The organism is Cognatundibacterium squillarum (genome assembly GCF_014652435.1).
GTDB lineage: Bacteria > Pseudomonadota > Gammaproteobacteria > Burkholderiales > Burkholderiaceae_D > Undibacterium > Undibacterium squillarum.
Genome location: NZ_BMYU01000003.1, coordinates 175547 through 196149, shown reverse-complemented (window position 1 = coordinate 196149; position 20603 = coordinate 175547). Strand labels below are relative to the sequence as shown.

17 protein-coding genes are annotated in these 20603 nt (G+C 51.9%); 11 read left to right on the top strand and 6 right to left on the bottom strand.

Going from position 1 to position 20603, the window contains the following annotated elements:
• Positions 1–7 precede the first annotated feature (7 nt).
• The 5 genes from IE092_RS07990 to IE092_RS07970 all read left to right on the top strand — a co-directional run bounded on the left by IE092_RS07990 (position 8) and on the right by IE092_RS07970 (position 8250).
• The gene (locus IE092_RS07990; protein ID WP_189356532.1) at positions 8–817 is read left to right on the top strand and encodes a head GIN domain-containing protein; all 810 of its coding nucleotides are present in this window, start codon (positions 8–10) and stop codon (positions 815–817) included.
• 85 nt (positions 818–902) lie between these two features.
• Positions 903–2420: a S41 family peptidase gene (locus IE092_RS07985; RefSeq protein WP_189356531.1), complete on the top strand. Its 1518-nt coding sequence runs from the start codon at positions 903–905 to the stop codon at positions 2418–2420.
• A gap of 351 nt (positions 2421–2771) precedes the next feature.
• Positions 2772–3794, top strand: coding sequence for a substrate-binding domain-containing protein (locus IE092_RS07980; RefSeq protein WP_189356530.1), 1023 nt, complete (start codon positions 2772–2774; stop codon positions 3792–3794).
• Positions 3795–4133: 339 nt separating this feature from the next.
• Positions 4134–6014, top strand: coding sequence for a sensor histidine kinase (locus IE092_RS07975; RefSeq protein ID WP_189356529.1), 1881 nt, complete (start codon positions 4134–4136; stop codon positions 6012–6014).
• Positions 6007–8250: a bifunctional diguanylate cyclase/phosphodiesterase gene (locus IE092_RS07970; protein ID WP_189356528.1), complete on the top strand. Its 2244-nt coding sequence runs from the start codon at positions 6007–6009 to the stop codon at positions 8248–8250. Before IE092_RS07975 ends, IE092_RS07970 begins: the two co-directional genes overlap by 8 nt.
• 32 nt (positions 8251–8282) lie before the next feature.
• Here the strand turns inward: IE092_RS07970 and IE092_RS07965 are convergent, their stop codons facing one another.
• Genes IE092_RS07965 through IE092_RS07950 form a run of 4 tightly spaced genes read right to left on the bottom strand, consistent with a single transcriptional unit; the run spans position 8283 to position 14111 of the window.
• On the bottom strand, positions 8283–9545 hold the full coding sequence (locus IE092_RS07965; protein WP_189356527.1) for a TolC family protein: 1263 nt from the start codon (positions 9543–9545) through the stop codon (positions 8283–8285).
• Complete coding sequence (locus IE092_RS07960; protein ID WP_189356526.1) at positions 9542–9871, bottom strand: DUF3240 family protein; 330 nt, start codon at positions 9869–9871, stop codon at positions 9542–9544. Before IE092_RS07960 ends, IE092_RS07965 begins: the two co-directional genes overlap by 4 nt.
• Entirely contained in the window at positions 9868–12957 is a 3090-nt protein-coding gene (locus tag IE092_RS07955; RefSeq protein ID WP_189356525.1) for an efflux RND transporter permease subunit, read from the bottom strand. The genes IE092_RS07960 and IE092_RS07955 overlap by 4 nt, the downstream gene beginning before the upstream one ends.
• Positions 12957–14111 (bottom strand): efflux RND transporter periplasmic adaptor subunit, encoded by a 1155-nt coding sequence (locus tag IE092_RS07950; RefSeq protein WP_189356524.1) that lies wholly within the window; start codon positions 14109–14111, stop codon positions 12957–12959. Before IE092_RS07950 ends, IE092_RS07955 begins: the two co-directional genes overlap by 1 nt.
• A gap of 182 nt (positions 14112–14293) precedes the next feature.
• Between IE092_RS07950 and IE092_RS07945 the strand changes: the two genes are divergently transcribed.
• From IE092_RS07945 to IE092_RS07920, 6 genes are all read left to right on the top strand, one after another.
• A complete protein-coding gene (locus tag IE092_RS07945) occupies positions 14294–14968 on the top strand; it encodes a response regulator transcription factor (protein ID WP_189356523.1) in 675 nt (224 codons plus the stop codon).
• Positions 14968–16347: an ATP-binding protein gene (locus IE092_RS07940; protein ID WP_189356522.1), complete on the top strand. Its 1380-nt coding sequence runs from the start codon at positions 14968–14970 to the stop codon at positions 16345–16347. Before IE092_RS07945 ends, IE092_RS07940 begins: the two co-directional genes overlap by 1 nt.
• Before the next feature lie 57 nt (positions 16348–16404).
• A complete protein-coding gene (locus IE092_RS07935) occupies positions 16405–17664 on the top strand; it encodes a BaiN/RdsA family NAD(P)/FAD-dependent oxidoreductase (RefSeq protein ID WP_189356521.1) in 1260 nt (419 codons plus the stop codon).
• Positions 17665–17761: 97 nt separating this feature from the next.
• Positions 17762–18088 (top strand): hypothetical protein, encoded by a 327-nt coding sequence (locus IE092_RS07930; RefSeq protein WP_189356520.1) that lies wholly within the window; start codon positions 17762–17764, stop codon positions 18086–18088.
• 123 nt (positions 18089–18211) lie between these two features.
• Positions 18212–18703: a YbaK/EbsC family protein gene (locus IE092_RS07925; protein WP_189356519.1), complete on the top strand. Its 492-nt coding sequence runs from the start codon at positions 18212–18214 to the stop codon at positions 18701–18703.
• Between the two features lie 15 nt (positions 18704–18718).
• Positions 18719–18925, top strand: a complete 207-nt coding sequence (locus tag IE092_RS07920) for a DUF1289 domain-containing protein (RefSeq protein ID WP_189356518.1) — start codon at positions 18719–18721, stop codon at positions 18923–18925.
• A gap of 85 nt (positions 18926–19010) precedes the next feature.
• Here the strand turns inward: IE092_RS07920 and IE092_RS07915 are convergent, their stop codons facing one another.
• Both IE092_RS07915 and IE092_RS07910 read right to left on the bottom strand, forming a co-directional pair.
• Positions 19011–19868 carry an enoyl-CoA hydratase-related protein gene (locus IE092_RS07915; protein WP_229793092.1) on the bottom strand — a complete coding sequence of 286 codons (858 nt, stop codon included), beginning with the start codon at positions 19866–19868 and terminating at the stop codon, positions 19011–19013.
• Positions 19865–20497, bottom strand: a complete 633-nt coding sequence (locus IE092_RS07910) for a TetR/AcrR family transcriptional regulator (protein ID WP_189356516.1) — start codon at positions 20495–20497, stop codon at positions 19865–19867. The genes IE092_RS07915 and IE092_RS07910 overlap by 4 nt, the downstream gene beginning before the upstream one ends.
• Positions 20498–20603 lie beyond the last annotated feature (106 nt).

The following is a 20603-nucleotide window of genomic DNA, read 5'->3' as shown; positions in this document are numbered from 1 at the left end:
GAACATCATGAAGACGCCGGGCACGCATCACAGAAGGAACGGTTTGTTAGTCTGTGTGATGGTCGCAATGTGCTGTCATACCGCTTTTGCCTCGCTCCCCGCAGCGCCGGATCCGGTTCCGGGCGGGCAGGCAAGTGAAACACGCAGTATTACAACACCGGTTGAACGTATCGTGATTTCCGGCCCGGTGGAATTATCGGTACGGCCTTCAGCGAAAACAGAACTGGTTGTGAAAGGTGATCCGCGACTGGTACCACGTGTCACGACCAGAACCGAAGGAAAAACCCTGCTCATTTCCACACGCGGCATCTTTGTATCGGTTAATCGCCATGAAACCGCCAGAATCGAGTTGCAGTTGCCACAGCTGGCTGAACTGGTGTCTGAGGCCAGCGGTGATGTCACGATACGCGGATTTGAGCAGGAAAAAATGGAGATCCGGCTCGTAGGGTCAGGGCAGATACTGGCAGACGGAAATATCCAGCAACTGAAAGCGCAGTTAACCGGAAGCGGGAATCTGAATCTTTCAATACCATCCGCGAAAATGGTCGATCTCTATCATGCCGGCAGTGGAAATGCGATTCTGAAAGGACGTACGCGCCAAATTCAGGTGAAACTTCAGGGCAGTGGTGATGTCAATGCTGCATCACTGGAAACACGGATACTCACAGTGGACAGCAGTGGCAGCGGGAATGCCCATGTCTGCGCCGCCGAGGAAGCCAGTGTGACTATTAGTGGTAATGGCGATGTCACCGTGATAGGCCGTCCTGCGAAGCGGCATATTGAGCGCAAAGCACAGGGCGATCTGATCTGGAAATAATGTGTGCAGTGAATTAAAAAACTATGCTTTGGAGAATGCATCGTAAAATTCACTAAAGATAAAATTGAAAATAAAAACGATATTCATGAAAAACCTGATAACCAGTCTGCGGATAGCGCTGCTCGCCGGCGCTATTTTTTCATCCAATGCTTCTGCGCAATCGCTGCCATCTGTACCGGAAACGCCTGAAGCATGGAAACAGGCTGCCCGAAATGATATTGAGGCAGCTTTTCTGGAAACAAAAAATAATCATCCGGGAATGGCAGATCCGCAAAATCCCGGATTTTTTGCACGGCTGATTCAGGCGAAGGAACGCAGTCTGGAATATGCTGATGCTGTCACGGACGCGGGCGGTTACCGCGCAGCATTGCAAATTTTTAACACAATGATTCATGACGGACACGCCGGTGTCCGTGTAACTTTGCCACCGGATAGTCCGTACACCCAAAAATGGCCGGGGTTTCATGCAGTCTGGCGTGCAGACAAAATGATGGTGTATGCCTCAGAACTGGCTGAAGTGCCTGCAGGTGCTACATTACACAGTTGTGACGGACAAGCTGTCAGTGCATGGCTGCAGTCAAATGTTTTTCCATTTTCCGGACACGCAGAAAATCCCGGCGACTGGTGGACACATGCTGAAAAGCTGATGCGCGATAACGGTAATCCGTTTATTAAGTTGCCGGCGAAATGTGAGCTGGAACTGGATGGTAAGCACTGGTTGCATCATTTACGCTGGACGAAAATCAGTGCACAAGGCAAAGAGTGGGAGCGACGAGCCTCTGACGGTGAACAATTGCCTGTTGGCATGACATCACCGAAACCCGGCTGGTTCTGGATTGCCGCGCAAACCTTTAGTCCGGATGAAAGTCAGCGTGCTGCTTACCGTAAGATGTATCAGGACATCCGTGAAAAACGCAATGAACTACTGAAGGCTTCCGCAATTGTGATTGATCTCAGGCATAACCGCGGCGGCTCATCCGGCTGGAGTCGTGATCTGGCCAAAGCGTTGTGGGGTGAAGAGCGGGTAAACCGGCGAGTCAAAGCCTATTTCGCGGAAACGCAGGTCTGGTGGCGTGCCAGCGAAGGCAATATTGCTTATCTCGAGAATCTGGTCGGTGTGCTGCGCAAAGAAGCGCAGTTACCGGTTGCGGATACACTGGAAAAAATTGCCGCTCAGATGCGGCTTGCGCGACAGGCGGATGAACCGTTCTTTAAAGCGGTCGCTGCACCGGTGACGATGAGTATGCAGGAGGCCAAGCAGGATCTCGCATCGGATCCGCCTGCGTTACAACGTCCGGTGTACGTAATTGTTCCTTCACGCTGCGTCAGTGCGTGTCTTGATGCACTGGATGTGTTTCAGTTATTTGAAGGCGTTCGATTTATCGGTGCGCCAAGCGGTGCTGACTCAACCTATATGGAAGTCAGAACGGTTGCGTTGCCATCCGGACTTGGTGTGACCGTCATTCCGAATAAAGTGTACCTGAACCGTCCGCGCGGTAACGGTATTGCTTATCAGCCGCAGATTGTGTTCGGGAAACTGGAGTGGTCAACCAAAAATTTCATGCATATGATGGAAGATGATATTGCACGCAAGCCACTATGAGCTTTTACTGCAGCCTGCATTGGATGATTATGCGCTTTTCCGGTGAAAAATATCGGCATTTGCCAATATTTTGGCAAAAAAGCTGCATTTTTCGCCGGTTTTATTTTACTAAAATGCGTAGTGCAGGAAAGTTTGTTTACACCGTGAGAAATTCTGAATACTCTTGGCTGACCATCCGGTAGCAAACAGTTGACTTTGTTCCGGACATCGGTTCGTGTCTGTTGCGGCTTTGCCCCACAGATCATATTAACTTTACCAGCCAGTATCATGAGTGCTTTCACCAGTAAGTGCCTGACCTTGATGTTTGTAGCGGTATCGATGATTGCAGACGCTGCAGCCCAGGAAAATCCTATGCAGTTTCTCAGTCGTGCAAATGCGAAAACAGCCCGTGCTGCTTCGCTGAAAAATAAATGGGACGGTCCTGTCGAGGGACCAAGGCTGGTAAAAGGAAAAAAAATTGTTCTGATTGCGCAGGATTTACGGGATTCCGGAGTTCTGTCAATACTCAATAATATGCGTGAAGCCGGCGCAGCCGGTGCATGGGAAATTCTTTTCATCGATTGCCGCGGCAATTGCAGTACCGGTGCTGGGCTGATTAAGCAAGCCATTGATATGAAAGCGAACGGCATTGTCCTGGTCGGTGTGGACGTGGCAACGCAGGCGAAAGGCTTGCCACTGGCTGCAAATGCAAATGTGCCGGTTGTTGGCTGGCATGCATCTGCAAAAAACGGTGCGACAGATGGTTTGTTCACAAACATCGGAACACCGCCTAAGGAGGCCGGGCAGATTGCTGCGATGGCGACGATTGCTGAATCTAACGGAAAAGCAGGCATCGTGGTACTGACGGATAATACAAACCCTTATCTCGCGCAGCGCGCTGCCGGAATTACGGAAGTCATTAAACAATGTGAAAGTTGTCGCTTGCTGAGCGTTGAAGACGTGCCTTTGTTTGATTCCCCTGCCCGCGTCAGACAAACCATAGAGAATGCATCTAAGAAACACGGCAGCAAATGGACGCACGTGATTTCTACCAACGACTTCTATTTTGACTTTCTGGAAAGCCCGCAAATTGCAGCGCTCTTCAGTCAGAATAAAATTTCCGGTGTGGCTGCCGGTGATGGCTCTGGCAATGCCTACAAACGCATTAAAGCAGGTGCTGTTCAGGTTGGTACCGTTCCTGAACCGCTGGCATTACATGCGTGGCAGCTGATAGATGAGCTGAACCGCGCATTCAACAGCCAGCAACCCAGCGGCTATCATGCGCAAGCACATCTGACGACATCACAAAATATTGCCTATGACGGTGGTAATCGACTCACATTTGATCCCTCAAATGATTACAAAGCGATTTACAAACGTATATGGGGTGGCTGACAGGCCGCAACGCCTTCAGAGTTTGCCATTCCGTTTTGCTAACAGCGCCGCGCCTCAGGGTGCGGTTTTTTTGTATCTGAGTAAGCCGCGCAGGCGGAAGTTGTTGCCGTAAATTGCATTACTGAAAACAATAGTGAAATCGGTCTTCCGACATGACATAGATTGCACTATTCTGAACAATATTCTTGCCTGATGTATTGCAGTCAGTAGATTTTTTCCGACCGGCACTGCCCCGGCAAAGCGGCCGGTCTGACTCATAAGCTGACTGGCTTCCGTAGAATTCTGCGTCGAGACGCTTGCAGCAAGTATTGCAGAGTTACTTTCTGACACGGAGTATCAATGCTGAATTTACGTATCCGCCACTACTCCCTGCGTCAGCGTATGAGCATGCTTGGCGGCTATCTGGCATTGGTGATCAGTCTTTTTTTATCGCTGCTATTTTTCGAGCATTCCTCATATCTTGAGGATCATAAAACGAGTCTAGGTATCAGTGAAGCGGAGGTACAGTTGCTGAATTTGCGCCGCTATGAAAAAGATTTCATGGCACGCATGAAGCCTGAGCTTTTGTCGAAATTTCAGGTTCAGAGTGAACGTATGTCGGACAAACTGGATCAGTGGTTTTCTGATCTCAGTCAGACTGGATTCCGCCATCCGGATATGGAGTTATTACGTAAAGCCATGCTGGCTTACCGGCTGAACTTTCTGGAGTATGTGGAATACCGTAAGCAGCTCGGTATTTTTAAAAATGAAGGTTTGCAGGAGGATCTGAATCAATTGTCTTCAGCATTGCTGAATTCTCTACCTGAAAAGAACAGTGACAGCCGTGCATTACTGACCAGATTACAAAGTTTGCATCAGGTTTTTTTGTTTGATCCGGAAGACGATGTCGTCCACGAATTTGAACGGCAGGCAACGGTTCTGCAGAGTAAATTGAGTACAGTGCAGGCGGAAAAATTGCGACTGTACCGGGATGCATTTCAGGAGGCGGTCCGTATCAGTAGCCTGATGGGTTACAACGAAAATGACGGGGCACATTATCTGTTGCGCAGGGCTGCGCATGATATGGAGGCACGTTTCAGCGTGCTGTCAGATGCCGTTGCGACTCATGTGGAGCAGCGCTATCAAAAAAGAGTATTTCTGATTATATGCAGTTCAGTGCTGCTGGTCGCTTTATCTGCGCTTGTTTTGTGGCGTATTGCATTCAATATCGCTACGCCTTTGCGCCAATTGAAACAAGATGTGGAATTGTTGCGTCAGGGACGACGGGATCTGGTGTTTGAATTTGAAAGCGACGAAATTGGTAAAGTGTTTTCCAGTCTGCGTAGCTTTCAGAGCGATCTGGCACAGCTTGATCAGATGCGTGCCGCAGAAAAACAGCATCAGCAAGTACTATTAAAAGAAAAGCAAAAACTGGAGCAGGCGTTAGCCGCATTGAAAGAGGCGCAGGGGCAACTTATCCAAAGTGAAAAGCTGGCTTCATTGGGATCCTTGGTAGCGGGGGTAGCCCACGAAATCAATACGCCGCTGGGAATCGCTCTGACTATGGGAACAACATTTTCAGATCATCTGAAAGTGTTTTTTCATCAGATGCAGACCGGACAACTCCGGCGTTCTTATGTCGAAGAATTTCAGCATGATGCGGAAGAGGGCCTGCAAGTGATGCAGACAGCATTACACCGTGCCGCACACTTAATACAGAGTTTTAAACAAGTGGCGGTGGATCAGGCCAGCGAAGAACGCCGCTTCTTTAATCTGTTGCAAACTGTACAGGGCATACTGCAAACCATGCATCATATGGTCAAGCGCAGAGATCTGGAAATTCAGGTCATGATTCCGGAAGATATTTTTCTCGACAGTTATCCAGGTCCTTTTGGTCAGGTTATTTCAAATTTTATTAATAATGCGCTGTTACATGCGTTTGCCGAAGAGCAGCATGGTGTGATTACAATTTCTGCTGTGCAGGAAGATGAGAAGGTGTTCGTCAGTTTCAGTGATAACGGCGCTGGCATTGCGGCAAAGAACCTTTCGCGTATTTTTGAGCCATTCTTTACTACCAAACTTGGGCAGGGTGGGTCAGGGCTCGGACTGAATATTGTGTACAACATCGTAACCGGCATTCTTGAAGGAGAAATTTCCGTAAAAAGCGTGCCCGGAGAGGGAACTTGCTTTTATCTGATGTTACCGTTGAAAGTACATACGAAGGAGATTGCTGATGAGTGACGATTTTATTCAGCTGTTTGCTGATGATCCTGAGGGCAGAGGCTCTGTCAGCACTTCCGGAGATGCAGAGCCCGGACGACAAAATAATAAACCCTGGAAAATTGTGATTGTCGATGATGAGGCAGATGTTCATCAGGTGACCAAGATGGCGATGAAGGGGGTGGAAATATATGGGCGTCCGCTTACTTTTGTCAGTGCCTATTCCGGTGCTGAAGGCTACTCAGTGATGCAGGAGCATACGGACGCCTGCCTTGTCTTGCTGGACGTCGTGATGGAAACCCATGATGCAGGCCTTCTTCTGGTAGATCGAATCCGGAACGAGATAGGCAATCAGCATGTTCAGATCATTCTTCGTACCGGACAAGCCGGATATGCACCTGAAGAACAGGTAATTATTCGTTATGAAATTAATGCTTATAAGACAAAAAGTGAACTGACCAGGAATAAGCTGTTCACTGCAATTGCGACCGCAATACGTAGTTATCAGCAGCTACAGTCCATTGAAGAAAGTCGTCAGGGATTGCGAAATATCATCCATGCGTCAGCATCAATGTTGCAGGAAAGGTCTGTAATTGACTTTTCCAGAGGTGTGCTGGCTCAGATTGAAGCTCTGTTTGAGCTCAGCTCGCGTAGTTTATTCTGTGTTTCCCAAAAACCTTTACGCGGTCCGTACGCGATTCAGTCAGGGAATGGCGGTTATATTGTGGTTGCAGCCGACAGTAAATATGAACGCTATATCGGAGAGGATCTGAAGATACTGGAAGCAGATCTGGAAATAGCAAAATTCGCACATGAGGCGCTGGAAAGACAAGCACATTGTCACAAAAACGGAAACACGGCGCTGTATCTGTCTACACCTTCCGGCTGGGAAGGCGTAATCGTATCGGAAGATGCAGCAAGTTTTGAATCTGCAGATCAGGAACTACTGCAATTATTTTGTATGAATATTGCACTTGGCCTGGAAAATGCAAAATTCTTCAGCTATCTGAATATTGCGGCCTATGAAGATCCGGTGACCGGTTTGCTGAACCGGCTTGGGTTTTTGGACAAAATCAGTCGCTGCATGGCAACTGCGCACGCAGAGAAACGCTGGTCCGTGTTCGTTCTGGATCTGGACTATTTTCATCATATTGTAGAATCTCTCGGATACGAATTCGGTAATCATTTGCTCAGAAAAACCGGTGAAGTACTCAGAGGTTATTTTGAGCAGGCACTCGCAATTGCGCGTATCCATACGGATGTATTTGCTGTGTGTTTTGAAAATACACAATTAGGTCCGCATGAAGTGGCAATGCGCAGTTCAAAGCCAATCTGGGTGAATAGTCAGTCTATACGTATCAGTATGACCGTAGGCGAGGCCAGCAGCACAGACCGTAACCTTACACCGGAGCTTTTATTGCGCCAGGCAGAGATAGCGCTGAAAGTCGCCAAAGAACAAAAACGCGGGTCAGGTGAAGTATTCCGGGAACAATTTGAGCATGAATCACGTCATCGCATGACCTTGCTGAATAACTTGCGGATTGCGCTGGAAAAGAAAGAGTTGTTTTTGATGATGCAGCCAAAGGTTGCGCTGAAAAGCAGCATGGTCTGCGGATTTGAAGCGCTGATCCGCTGGAATCACCCGGTACACGGCTTAATTCCGCCGACCGCTTTTATTCCTACCGTAGAAAAATCCGGACTGAACTACGATTTGGATTTATATGTGGCAGAAAGGATTTGCGAAATTCTGCAGAGCTGGCCGCAAATGAATCTGCCAGTTTCGATTAATATTTCTGCCAACTCATTAGTACACGAAAGCTTTGTTCATGATCTTCATCAGGTATTTCAGCAATACAGGATTGCGACAAACAGAATACAGATAGAAGTCACAGAGAATGCACTGATCCATTCAGATCAGTCTATTGTTCGGTTACGTGAATTACGCGAACATGGCTTTGTGATTGTGCTGGATGATTTTGGCGCCGGTTTTTCTTCTCTTAGTTATTTGCTGCGCTTACCGTTACAAGTTATCAAAATAGACCGCGCTTTTGTTGCTGAAATTACCAGCAGTAATCAGGCTTATGAATTGCTGAAAGGAATTGTGCAAATCGTTCAGGGGTTGCAGATGGAAACCGTGGTCGAAGGCGTGGAGACCAGCGAGCAGCTGGCGCTGGTAAGGGCACTGGATGTAGATCAGATACAGGGATTTATTTATTACAAGCCTTCGCTGGTGGACGAAGCTTTTGCCTTACTTTGAAACAGCCCGGCACCGCCTGGTGCCAGGCTGTTTCAGTGATGTGCGTCAAATGGCCACAAACGGTGTGCATCCAGTTCGAAGCGTGCTTCGGCAAATAAGGCATCCAGTTGCGCCTGTTGTGCGCTGAAAGCAGTTTCCGTAGCTGTCTTGCGGATTTGCAGACTGTCAGATAAGGAAATTTCACCGAGTTGATAGGCTTTCATCATCAGCTGACTTTGCTGTTCGCTCTGACGTTTCGCCTGATCCAGTGCTTTCCAGATGGTGTACATCTGATTGCGTTGTTGCGTCACTTTCAGCGCCTCGCGCCAGACTTTTTGCCGCACGACATCCAGCTTCGCCTGCGCCATACCGGCTTTACCGGCGGCCTGACCTGTATCTGCACGACGGGATTGTCCGCCCAGCGGAATCGCAATACTGAAGCCGACCAGTGTATCCTGACCATTGCGTTCGCGCGCGGCACGGATGCCAATCACAGGATCCGGCATTTCATCTTTTGCTGTGCGTGACAATTGCAGTTTCGCGTAATCTGCTTCCAGCGTTGCTAATTCCAGCTCATGATTGTCTTCCATGATCGCTTCAATACGGTGCTCTGCTGTGGCAGGGCTGGGTACCGGCAAGGTATGCAGTACCGGAAGTGTCAGTGCCGGATAGTGATATTGCAGCAGCTCAAGCTGACGCGCATGCTGCATTTCCGCAGTTTGTAACTGCGCTTCCAGTTTACTGACTTCGGTTTCGGCCAGCTGCAGATCCAGTTTGGCCGCTTCACCGGCTTTAACCCGTTTTGCGGCAATATCACGTAACTGGCGACTGAGTTGTAATTGCTCACCGAATTGTTGTACCGCCGCCTGGGTACGCAGACTGTCAAACCAGTCGTTCAGTAAAGTACGGGCGGATTCATGCCAGCTGTCTGCATAGGCGATTTTTGCCACTTCCCTGCCTTTTTCACCGAGGCGAAGGTCGTGTTCTGTTTTACCGAACCAGCGCACGGGGCGCTCCAGACTGACCTCCTGATCCCGTGTGCGAACATTGCCGGTTTCTTTACGTTCGGTTTGCGACAGACGTAATTGCCATTCATGTCCGCCGCTTTGCAGTTTCTGATCCTGCGCATCGGCGATATCCTGCTGAAAACGGCTGGCACGCATACCGGGTAATTGTGTCAGCGTCTGTCGTATCAGTGCACTGTCAGGTAACAGTGTCTCTTGCTTCTTGTCTGAGATATTTTCTGCGGCAGCAGAGGAAAACAGCACTGTCAGCGTCAGAGTGACCAGTGTGTGAGAAAAATATAATGGTTTCATCGCAAACTCCCGCTTTGTAAAACCGGGGTAATCCAATAATGAATATCTGCACCCTGATACGCGTCTTGTAAAAGCGTCAGCAGTGAGGTGATTTTTCCGAGCGGCGCTTCGCTCATAAATAATTGACGACGGCTCTTACCCTGTACCTGTTCCATGATGCTGCCGAAAATACTGTTCGGTCCCATGCCGTTTGCACTGACGCTGGTGAATCCGCTGATCAGCGCAGGATGATTGAGCAGAAAATCTGCTATTTCATCGTCCAGTGCTACAGGTACGGATAAGCACAACAGCGCAGCGTTTTCTGAAGATTGCATAAGATTTGTCATACATTTTCCTGAGATGGAGAAAGTGCGTCCGGTGCGTAACCGAAGCGGGAAAATAAGACAGGCAGCAGGAACAGCGTCAGTGCAGTGGCACTGAGCAAACCGCCAATTACAACGATCGCCAGTGGTTTCTGAATTTCTGAACCCGGGCCAGTAGCCAGCAGCAAGGGAATCAGACCAAATGCAGTAATGCTTGCAGTCATCATCACCGGACGGAAACGGCGCACAGCACCTTCTGTGACTACTTCGCGAATTGCCACACCGCGGGCCTTCAGCTGATTGAAGTAGCTGATCATGACCAGACCGTTCAGAACAGCAATACCCATCAGTGCAATAAATCCGACAGAGGCGGGTACGGATAAGTATTCGCCGCTGACACCCAGCGCCACCACACCGCCGATCAGTGCAAACGGAATATTGGCGAGCACCAGTAAGGCTTGCCTCAGACTTTGCAGACTGGAGAACAGCAACAGGAAAATCAGCGCCAGTGCCACCGGTACCACCACCATCAGTCTTTGTGCGGCCCGTTGCTGATTTTCAAACTGACCACCCCAGCTGACGCGGTAGCCTGCAGGCAGGCTGACTTTTTCAGCCACAAGCCGCTGTGCTTCCGCAACAAATGAAACCAGATCGCGGCCTTTGACATTGGCACGCACCACTGTCAGACGTGAGGCATTTTCACGTTCCACCTTCACCGGGCCATCGGTATGTTTCAGCGTTGCAATTTCTGACAAAGCGATCGTGATACCGCTACTGACAGGTAACCGGAGCTGTGCAAACAGTTCCGGCGACATACGCAGGTTTTCACCCCCTCTGATCAGTACAGGTAAGCGTTGCGCTTTTTCAGTCACAATGCCGCTTTGCTTGCCTTCAACCAGCATACGCAGATCATTTTGTATCTGCTCAACCGATAATCCGAGGCGGCCTGCGCGTATGCGGTCAATTTCAACCTGCAAATACTGCACGCCTTCGTTCTGGGTACGCATCACATCCTGAGCGCCATCGACACCATTCAGTAATTTGCTGACCTGTTCAGATAACTGATCAAGAATAACCGGGTCAGGTCCGTAAATTTTGACAGCAAGATCACCGCGCACACCTGACAGCATTTCTGAAGTACGCATTTCAATCGGCTGCGTGAAACTGAAATTGACTCCGGGAAAATCTGCTGTAACTTCGCGCAGTTTTTCTGTCAGTTCTGCTTTGTTTTTTACTTTCCATTCTGCATGAGGCTTTAGTACCAGAAAGCTGTCTGTTTCATTTAAACCCATCGGATCCAGCCCCAGTTCATCGGATCCGGCACGGGCGATCACGGCAGAAACTTCCGGTACTTTTTCCAGTATCCGTTTTTGTACAGCCATGTCGATGCGTGCTGATTCCTGCAGATTCACGGATGGCAGTTTTTCGATCTGCAGAATGATGTCACCCTCATCCAGTACAGGCATAAATGACTTACCGAGAAACGGAAAAATTCCTACTGCAATGACCAGTGCGGCGACTGCGCCACCCATCCAGATGCGCTGATGCGCTAATGCGGATAGCAGGATACGTCGATACAGAGCCTCCATTTTCTGCACGATGGCGGGAGTTGCATGATGTCCGTCACGCAGCATCCACGAAGCCAGTACAGGAATGACCGTCAAAGACAGTAACAGTGAGGCACCCAGCGCAAAAATAATGGTCAGCGCAACCGGCGCAAATAATTTCCCCTCCAGTCCCTGTAAGGTCAGCAAAGGCAGGAATACGATCATAATCACGCTGATGCCGCTGGTCACCGGTAAGGCGACTTCCCGTACAGCCCGGTAAATACTGTGCAGTCGCGGTATCCCTTTGCTTTGCTCGCCTGAAGGACTGGCTTCAATATTTTCCACTACCACGACAGCTGCATCGACCAGCATCCCGATGGCAATTGCCAGACCGCCCAGCGACATCAGGTTGGCTGACAGTCCGAAATAATGCATCAGGATAAAGGTACTGAGTGCCGACAGCGGCAGTATGCAAGTCACCACCAGCGCGGAGCGTAAGTTACCGAGAAACACATACAACAAAATCACTACCAGCACGCTGGCCTCAGCCAGTGCACTGATCACCGTACCGGTTGCACGTTCCACCAGATTGCCACGGTCATAAAAGGTTTGAATTTCCATGCCTTTCGGCAGACTGGGTGCAACTGCGTTCAGGCGCTTCCGTACCTGTGCCACGACGTCACGTGCATTCGCTCCGCGCATCGCCAGAACCAGACCTTCAACCGCTTCGCTTTGTCCGTTACGTGTGACGACGCCGTAGCGTGTTAATGCACCGGTGCGGACTTCGGCGACATCGCCGACACGGATGGCGACACCTTGTTTCTCTGTGATTGCAATTGCTTTCAGATCGTCCAGCGTGCGGATATTGCCATCGCTGCGCACCAGCAGGGATTCTTCACCGCTGTTCAGGCGTCCCGCGCCATCGTTACGGTTGTTTGTTTCGATGGCTGCTTCCAGTGCTGCCAGTGACAAACCACGCGCCGCTAATGCTTCCGGATCGGGAATGACTTCGAAGCTGCGGACTTGTCCGCCCAGCGAGTTCACATCGGCGACGCCGGGGATATTGCGCAGCAAAGGGCGTATTGTCCATTCCAGAACGCTGCGTTTTTCCATCAGGGATTGTGGTCCTTCAATGGTGAACATAAAAATTTCACCCAGCGGCGTGGTGATCGGCGCAAGGCCACCGCTGACGGAGGCCGGTAAATCTTTCATCACACCGCTGAGCCGTTCGCCAACCTGCTGACGCGCCCAGAACACATCCGTTCCCTCTTCGAAATCCAGCGTAATATCAGCAATCGCGTATTTAGAGGTTGAGCGAAGAATGGATTGTTTCGGAATACCCAGCAATTCCTGTTCAACCGGTGCGACAATCCGGCTTTCTACTTCTTCCGGCGTCATACCGGGCGCTTTCAGAATGATCTTGACCTGCGTACTGGAAACATCCGGAAAAGCATCAATCGGCAAGCGCTGAAATGCGGTGTAGCCCGCTGCGGCGAGCAAAACCGTCAGCACAGCAATCAGCAGACGCTGTGCCAGAGAAAAGGCGATCAGTCGTGCGAGCATCAGTGGTCTCCTTCTTGTTCACCACCCATACCCAGCATCAGACCTTTCAGCCCGGAAATGCCCTTCACAACGACTTGCACACCGGCTGCCAGTTGCTTCTCTTGTACAGCGCGTATCCAGGATTGTTCGCCCTGCTGCTGAACAATGTTCACAGCGACCGGAAGGTAGCCTTGCGGCTGACGGATAAAGATCCAGGATTTTCCCTGTAACTGAATGATGGCGGAACGCGGTAATGCGAAGCTGGCAGCCGGAATTTGCGCGCTCTCCAGTCTGCCTTCCACAAACTGATTCAGTTGCAGGCAGGACTCGGGTTTGCTTTGCTCAGCGCGAACAATGCGGTTTTGTGTTTCAGTCTGTACATGGGCTGCCACAGCTGTCACTCTGAGAGCATCCTGACACGCTTCAACCCGTATCTGATCGCCGGATTTGATCTGCGCTGCCAGACCTGCAGCAACCTGAAATTCCACCCAGAACGCGCCGTTTTTACTGATGGTTGCAACCGGCATACCGGCATCAATTTTTTGTCCCGGTTTTAACTGCAGTTCGGTCAGCGTGCCGCTGCTGTTGGCAGTAATTGCCAGCATGGTCTGGATTTGCTGCTGCTGAACAAGTTGTTTCAGCGCTGCATCCGGAAAGCCGGCTGCTTTCAGTGTTTGCTGTCGTTCACGCGCACCCGCTTCAGCCTGTATCAGCAAGGCGCGGCTTTCCTCAACCCGGCTGCGCGCGATAATGCCGTCCTGAAACAGACTCTCATCGCGCTCTTTTTTCTCCCGCGCCAGTTTTGCCTGTATTGCCAGTTGCAGATATTCACGTTGCAGACTCATCGCTTCCGGGCTGATCATGGTTGCCAGTACTTGTCCTTGTCTGACCGCCTGCATCGCACTGACGCGGACCTCCTGTATGTGACCTGACAACAAAGGGCTGACGATGGTCTGTGCGTTGCGCGGGCTGATGACCTGACCGGATAAACGTAAGCCGGGCGCAGAACGGGTGTTGGCGGCCGGGACGCTGAGGCTTTGCACCTGTATGCCGAGTTGCTGTTGCTGCGCAGCGGAGACATGCAGGACGCCCTGGTCTGCCTGAGCATGGCTGACAGCACCAAGCAAAGCGGTCAGCATGACGGTACGACGGATTAGCTGGTTTCTAAGTTTCATGGCGATCGTCGGAAATGGGGTTGATATCAATATAGAACGCAATTGTTTCGGGACAGTACCGTCGCAGGTGCAGGGACGGAAATTTTGATGATATTTTGTCCTGCAGAACTTAAGGATTTCTTAAACTGAAGAATGGATAATGCAGTGCAGGGAAAATCCGGCACACACAATAAGGATGAAGCATGCGTATCTTGCTGGTAGAAGACGATCCCCAGTTAGGGCGGATCACTCAGATCGGACTGGAGCAACTGGGGATGACGGTAGACTGGCTGCAACGCGGGGAAACCGTACTGTCGGCGGTTGCCACCCATGATTACGCCTGTCTGCTGCTGGATCTGGGATTACAGACTATGGATGGCATGCAATTGCTGCGCAGCTTGCGGCGTGGCACGCGTGCATATCAGGGGGCGATTCTGATTGTGACTGCACGCGATCAGATACCTGACCGGATTGCCGGTCTGGATGAAGGGGCAGACGATTTTATTATCAAACCTTTCGATCTGGATGAGCTCGCAGCAAGGATACGTGCAGCCTGCAGGCGCAGTCATGGCCGTTTGCATGAAATACTGCAACACGGTGAGCTGACTCTGGATGTGGCGGCGCGGGAAGTCCGTTATCAGGGGCAAGTGGTGGCACTGACCGGAAAAGAATTCTGTGTCTTGCAATATCTGATGGAAAGGCGCGGACAAGTGGTTACCCGTGAACAGCTGGAAGAAGCTTTGTACGGCTGGGGGGAAGAAATTGAAAGCAATGCGGTGCAGGTGCATATCCATCATTTGCGCAAAAAAGTCAGCAAACATTGCATACGCACGGTACATGCGCTTGGTTACACCATGGCTGCGGAAGGAGATGTTTGATGCCGACTGCTTCCATCCTGCACAGCGAAAACTGGTCATTGCGACGCACGCTGCTGGGCATTTTGCTGAGCCTGACCATTACGGTCTGGGGTGTCAGCGCCATCGTCGTGTATCTGAACGCGGATACGGAAAGCCATGAATTATTTGATCAGTCGCTGGCAGAAACCGGACACTTACTGCTATCGCTGGCCGAGCATGAAATGCAGGAGCGCGGCGTGCACTCTGCCCATCGCTTCGCTGATGTATCAACCCGGCGCGACAATACCTATCTGCTGTTCCAGATTCATGATGCAGACGGACAACTGATTTATAAAAACACGGGTGCGCCGGATCAGCCTTTTCTTCAACTCAACAGTCAGCCCGGTTATGGCTGGATACAGATGCAGGGCCAGCGCTGGCGCAGTTATCTGGTATGGAATGACAGCCATACCTTACAAATGCAGGTGGTGGAACCGGATACGCACCGGCGAGATATTACCGGTCGCTTTACCTATCAGTTACTGGCATTTGCACTGGCGATCGCGCCATTACTGGTGCTCGGTATCTGGTGGACGGTTAACCGCGTCTTCAACAGTCTGCGCCATTACGCACATCAGCTGACGCAAAGGCGTCCCGGTGATTTTTCTGCGCTCAGTCCGCAGGGTGCACCGGCGGAAATTCTGCCACTGGTCGCCGCGCTGAATCAGTTATTTGTACGCGTCAGTCAGACCCGGGAACGGGAGCAGCGCTTCACCGCAGATGCTGCCCATGAATTGCGTACGCCGCTGGCGGCAGTCAAAACCAGTCTGCAAGTCTGGCGTCGTGCACGCAACGCGGAAGAACGACAGGAAGCAGAATCCGCTCTCAGCGACAGCATAGAGCGTGCCAGCAGGCTGGTCACGCAATTGCTGGCACTGTCGCGCTCAGAGCCGGAGACCAGTGCGGTGCAGGCTTTGCCGCGCACCGATCTGGCAGCCTGGTGCCGGGCGCAAACGGCAGAGTGGCAGCGCGACATTGCACAGGCAGGACATACGCTGACGACGGATTTTCAGACGGTCTATACCGGTATGGATGCAATCAGTATGAGTATGCTGATGCGCAACCTGATCGACAATGCCTGCCGCTACACGCCTGCTCCCGGTCATCTGCATCTGCACTGCGGTGAGCAGCAAGGGCAGGCCGTACTGGAAGTCAGTGATAACGGTCCGGGTATTCCGCTGGCACAGCGCAGTCAGGTGCTGGAGCGTTTCGTCCGTTTGTCCGATGCCAGCATTCCGGGCAGTGGTCTGGGTTTATCGATTGTGGCCAATATCGCGCAGGCGCATGGTGCAAGCCTGCATTTACTGGATGGCAACGACGGCCAGGGGCTGACCGTGCAACTGCGTTTTCCGCTGTCCTGATTTCTGGTCAGCAGACGGACGCACGCGTATCATGTCGGACTTCCTTGCCTGAACTGTATGCTTATGTCCGCGAATTCCCCTGTTTCTGCTGCCCGTGTTGTGATTATCGGAGCCGGTCCGGCTGGCCTGATGGCGGCTGAAGTGCTGGCATGCGCTGGTGTGTCAGTCGACATCTACGATGCAATGCCATCGGCCGGACGCAAATTTCTGCTGGCAGGCAAAGGCGGGATGAACCTGACGCATTCCGAGCCTTTTGCACCGTTTCTGGCGCGTTACGGCGACCGTGCAGAACGCTTACATGACATGATTGCCGGCTTTGATAATCAGGCGGTCTGTCGCTGGGCAGACGGTCTGGGCGTGGCAACCTTTACCGGCAGTTCCGGCCGCATTTTTCCTGTCGATATGAAAGCGGCACCGCTGTTACGTGCTTGGCTGCACAGATTGCGGGAACATGGTGTGCGTTTTCACATGCGGCACCGCTGGACCGGCTGGAGTGACGATCAGCAAAGTCTGCGTTTTCAGACGCCGGACGGCGAGCACATGGTCAGCGCAGACACGGTACTGCTGGCGCTCGGAGGTGCCAGCTGGCCGCGTCTGGGATCGGACGCAGCGTGGGTGCCGTTGCTGAGTGCGCGCGGCGTCACGGTGCAGTCTTTGTATCCGGCAAATTGCGGTTTTGAGCGGCCCTGGAGTGACACTTTCCGCAACCGTTTTGCCGGTGCGCCGCTGCTCACAGTGGCAGCCAGAGTGGCAGGCAGCGCCGAAGCGCCGCGACGCGGACAGTTTGTGATGACAGAGCACGGTGTGGAAGGCAGTCTGATTTACGCGTTGTCTTCCGCATTGCGCAGGCAGTTGCTGGCGCAGGGCGAAGCCGTACTGGAACTGGATTTGCTGCCGGATTTCAGTAATGACAAAGTGCGCAGTTTGCTGGAAAGCGGACGTGGTGCGAAATCCATGTCCTCTTTTTTACAGAGCCGGCTCGGTCTCGATAAACTGAAACTGGGTTTGCTGCATGAATGTCTTAGCCGCGAACAGATGCTGGATACAGCACAACTGGCGGCGGCGCTGAAAGCCCTGCCTTTGCGTTTGCACGGCATGCGTCCGGTGGAAGAAGCGATCAGTACGGCGGGCGGTGTGTGTTTTGATGCACTGGATCAGCATCTGATGCTGAATGCGATACCCGGTATGTTCTGTGCCGGTGAAATGCTGGACTGGGAAGCACCGACCGGTGGTTATTTGCTGACAGCCTGCCTTGCGACCGGTCGTCAGGCCGGACTCGGCATGCTTGCTTATCTGCAACAACAGAATGCTTGCTGATGGCTGTGTCATCAGCATTTCATTCCTCACCTGCACGATCACCACAAGTCTTGTTACAATTTACGGTTTGCAGATTTCTCCCTTGTACTGATTGTTTATGAATGATTCGCGCGCTTCTTCCCGTTTGCCAGTTGCCTGGCGGGCAGCCGTACAGGTCGCTCCGGGACGTATTGTGCCGGCCAAAGTCATTAATTTTTCGGCATCCGGCATACAAATGCAGTGTGCCGTGATGCTGCGCGAAAAGCAGTCGTATCAGATGATGATGGAAGTACCGAGTCAGCGCGATGCTTCCAACCGTACCCGTGTCGTATTCACTGCAAGCTGTGTGTATACGATACTCAGTGGCAGTGAATACCGTTCCGGTATGAAAGCCCAGGATTACCCGCCTGAACACCGCGAACTGCTGCAAAGCTGGGGCGGGTAAGCCAGCGACTTCTGCCCTTCGCTGTGCTGACCGACAGCCTGACGGTTTTCTGCTCGCATATTCTCTGCTACTGAATCTGATAACATTGCCAGATGTTTCATCTGATAAAGCAGGAGTTTTCGCATGGAAAGCACAAGCCTTGATCTACCGGATTCAGTACAGCGCGTGGTCGCCTGTCTGCAGCAGGCTGGACACAGCGGTGAAGTGGTGATGCTGGCAGAAACCGGCAAAACTTCGGCGGAGGCGGCGGCCGGACTGGGGTGCAGCGTGGCGGAAATTGCTAAATCCGTGGTGTTCCGGCGCTTGTCAGACGATGCGGCGGTGATGGTGGTGGCCAGTGGTGCAAACCGGGTGGATGAGCACAAAGTAGCCGCTCAAACCGGTCCGCTGGGAAAAGCGAATGCCGCGTTTGTGCGTGAAAAAACCGGTTATGCGATAGGCGGCGTGTGTCCGGTCGGGCATCCGACGGCGCTGATTATGCTGATCGATCAGGATTTATTCCGCTATTCGCGCGTCTGGGCGGCAGCCGGACATCCGCATGCCGTTTTCCCGCTGACCCCGCAACAATTACAACAAATGACCGGCGCACCGCTCGCCGATATTGCTCAACAGTGAAGTGATTAAGAGACGATGAATATTCTTTACGATTTTGAACCGGCAGAACATCCGCAAGGCAAAGCTGTGCCGTCTCCTTGCGTCGGCGTTTGCCGTATGGATCAGGAAAAAGGCTGGTGTGCCGGATGTTTCCGTACGATTGATGAATTAACCGGCTGGAGCAAAGCCAGCGATCATCACAAGCTGGTGGTCTGGCATCAGGTCAAACAGCGTATGTTCTGATGCAGCCTGTGCTGCAACAAAAGCAGGATAACAAAACAGCCGGAATTGTCCGGCTGTTTTACTTTTTGCTGTCTGGGTGCAGTGCTTATTTCAGCGGATAGTCGCTGTCGGCAAAATACTGCAGCGGAGGCAGATCCGGGAAATTCGTCGGGCGTTTTTGCTGTTTCGCCATAAACGCTTCCATCAGATTACTGCTTTGCCAGATGCCGGCCTGCAGCCATGCCATTTGCTGTAATGCATCGTGCGTAGCGTGATCACGCGCATAATGAATCGCCTGCTTGCTGCCCCAGATCGCCACCGGCGGTTTGGCGGCAATTTCAGCCGCCATTTCCATCGCAGCTGCCAGCATTTGTTCCTGCGTTTCAAATACCTCGTTCAGCAAACCGCATTGCTGTGCGCGTTGTGCTGCCAGACGGCGACCGGTGTAAGCCATTTCATGCACAATGCCTTCCGGAATCAGTTTCGGTAAGCGTTGCAGCGTACCGAGATCCGCCGTCATGCCGATATTGATTTCCTGGATACAGAAAAAGCTGTCGCTGCTGCCGAGACGGATATCGGTGGCGCAAATCAGATCGACACCGCCACCGATACAACCGCCCTGAATCGCAGCAATCACTGGCATACGCAACTCTTCCAGCTGATTGATACAGCGATGCATATCCTGCACCACCATCGCCAGACTGGCACGGCCTGCTGCTGTGCTGTCGTCAATCCGGAAACCGCCGCTGGTGAAGACATCCAGCGACATACCGGCGCAGAAATGCTTGCCAGTGGAAGATAACACCAGCACGCGGGCTTTGCCGGATTGCTGCAATTCGCTGAGGATGGTGCTGAGTTCGCGGAAGAACACCGGTTGCATGGTGTTCATCGCATCCGGCCGGTTCAGGCACAGATGCGCAATGCTATTCTGAATATCAAGATTAAAACACTGGTAACTCATCATGCCTCCTGAGACGTCTGTAAGTAATGCAGAACGGCTTCCACCGCGCCCTCATACAGCTTCGTGGCGTCGGTATCACGCAGATAAAAACCTTTGAGTTCGAGGCTGACCACGCCGTGCATCGCCGCCCATAACTGGCGTGCAGCGGTGCTGGCGGAGCCTTGCGGAATCTGGCCCAGCGACATGGCGGCCGCGAATTCGGTGACCAGCGGGGTGAAGCTGTTCCATGCCAGCTGGCTGGCTTCTTCGCCCGGTGTGAAGCGCGGCATCGCATCGCCGAACATGATCTGGTAGTACGCACTCTGTTCATGGGCGAAGCGGCGGTAATGCATCGCATACCAGCGCAGGCGATCCAGTCCCGGTGCGACTGCTGCCTGTTGTTCGCCGAGTGCCAGATATGCGTCGTAAAACAGATGAAAACCCTGCTGATACAGCGCATCCGCCAGACCATCTTTGCCGCCGAAGCAGGAATACAGCAGGGTGGTGGAGACGTTAACAGCCTCAGCAACCTTGCGCACCGTCAGACCGGCAATTCCGTCTTGCTGCAGAATACGTGCCGCGGCATCCAGCATGGACTGGCGTAAGGTCTGACGCAAGGCGTCCTGCGCCAGTTTGTGATCGTATGCTTCCATGATGATAAAACGCCGTTTTTAAAAAAAACGATCATAACAGAGCCTGAACGGTAAAAGAACTGACTTTGTGCTGCACTGTGGTGCGAAACACATTCAAGTTTGATGG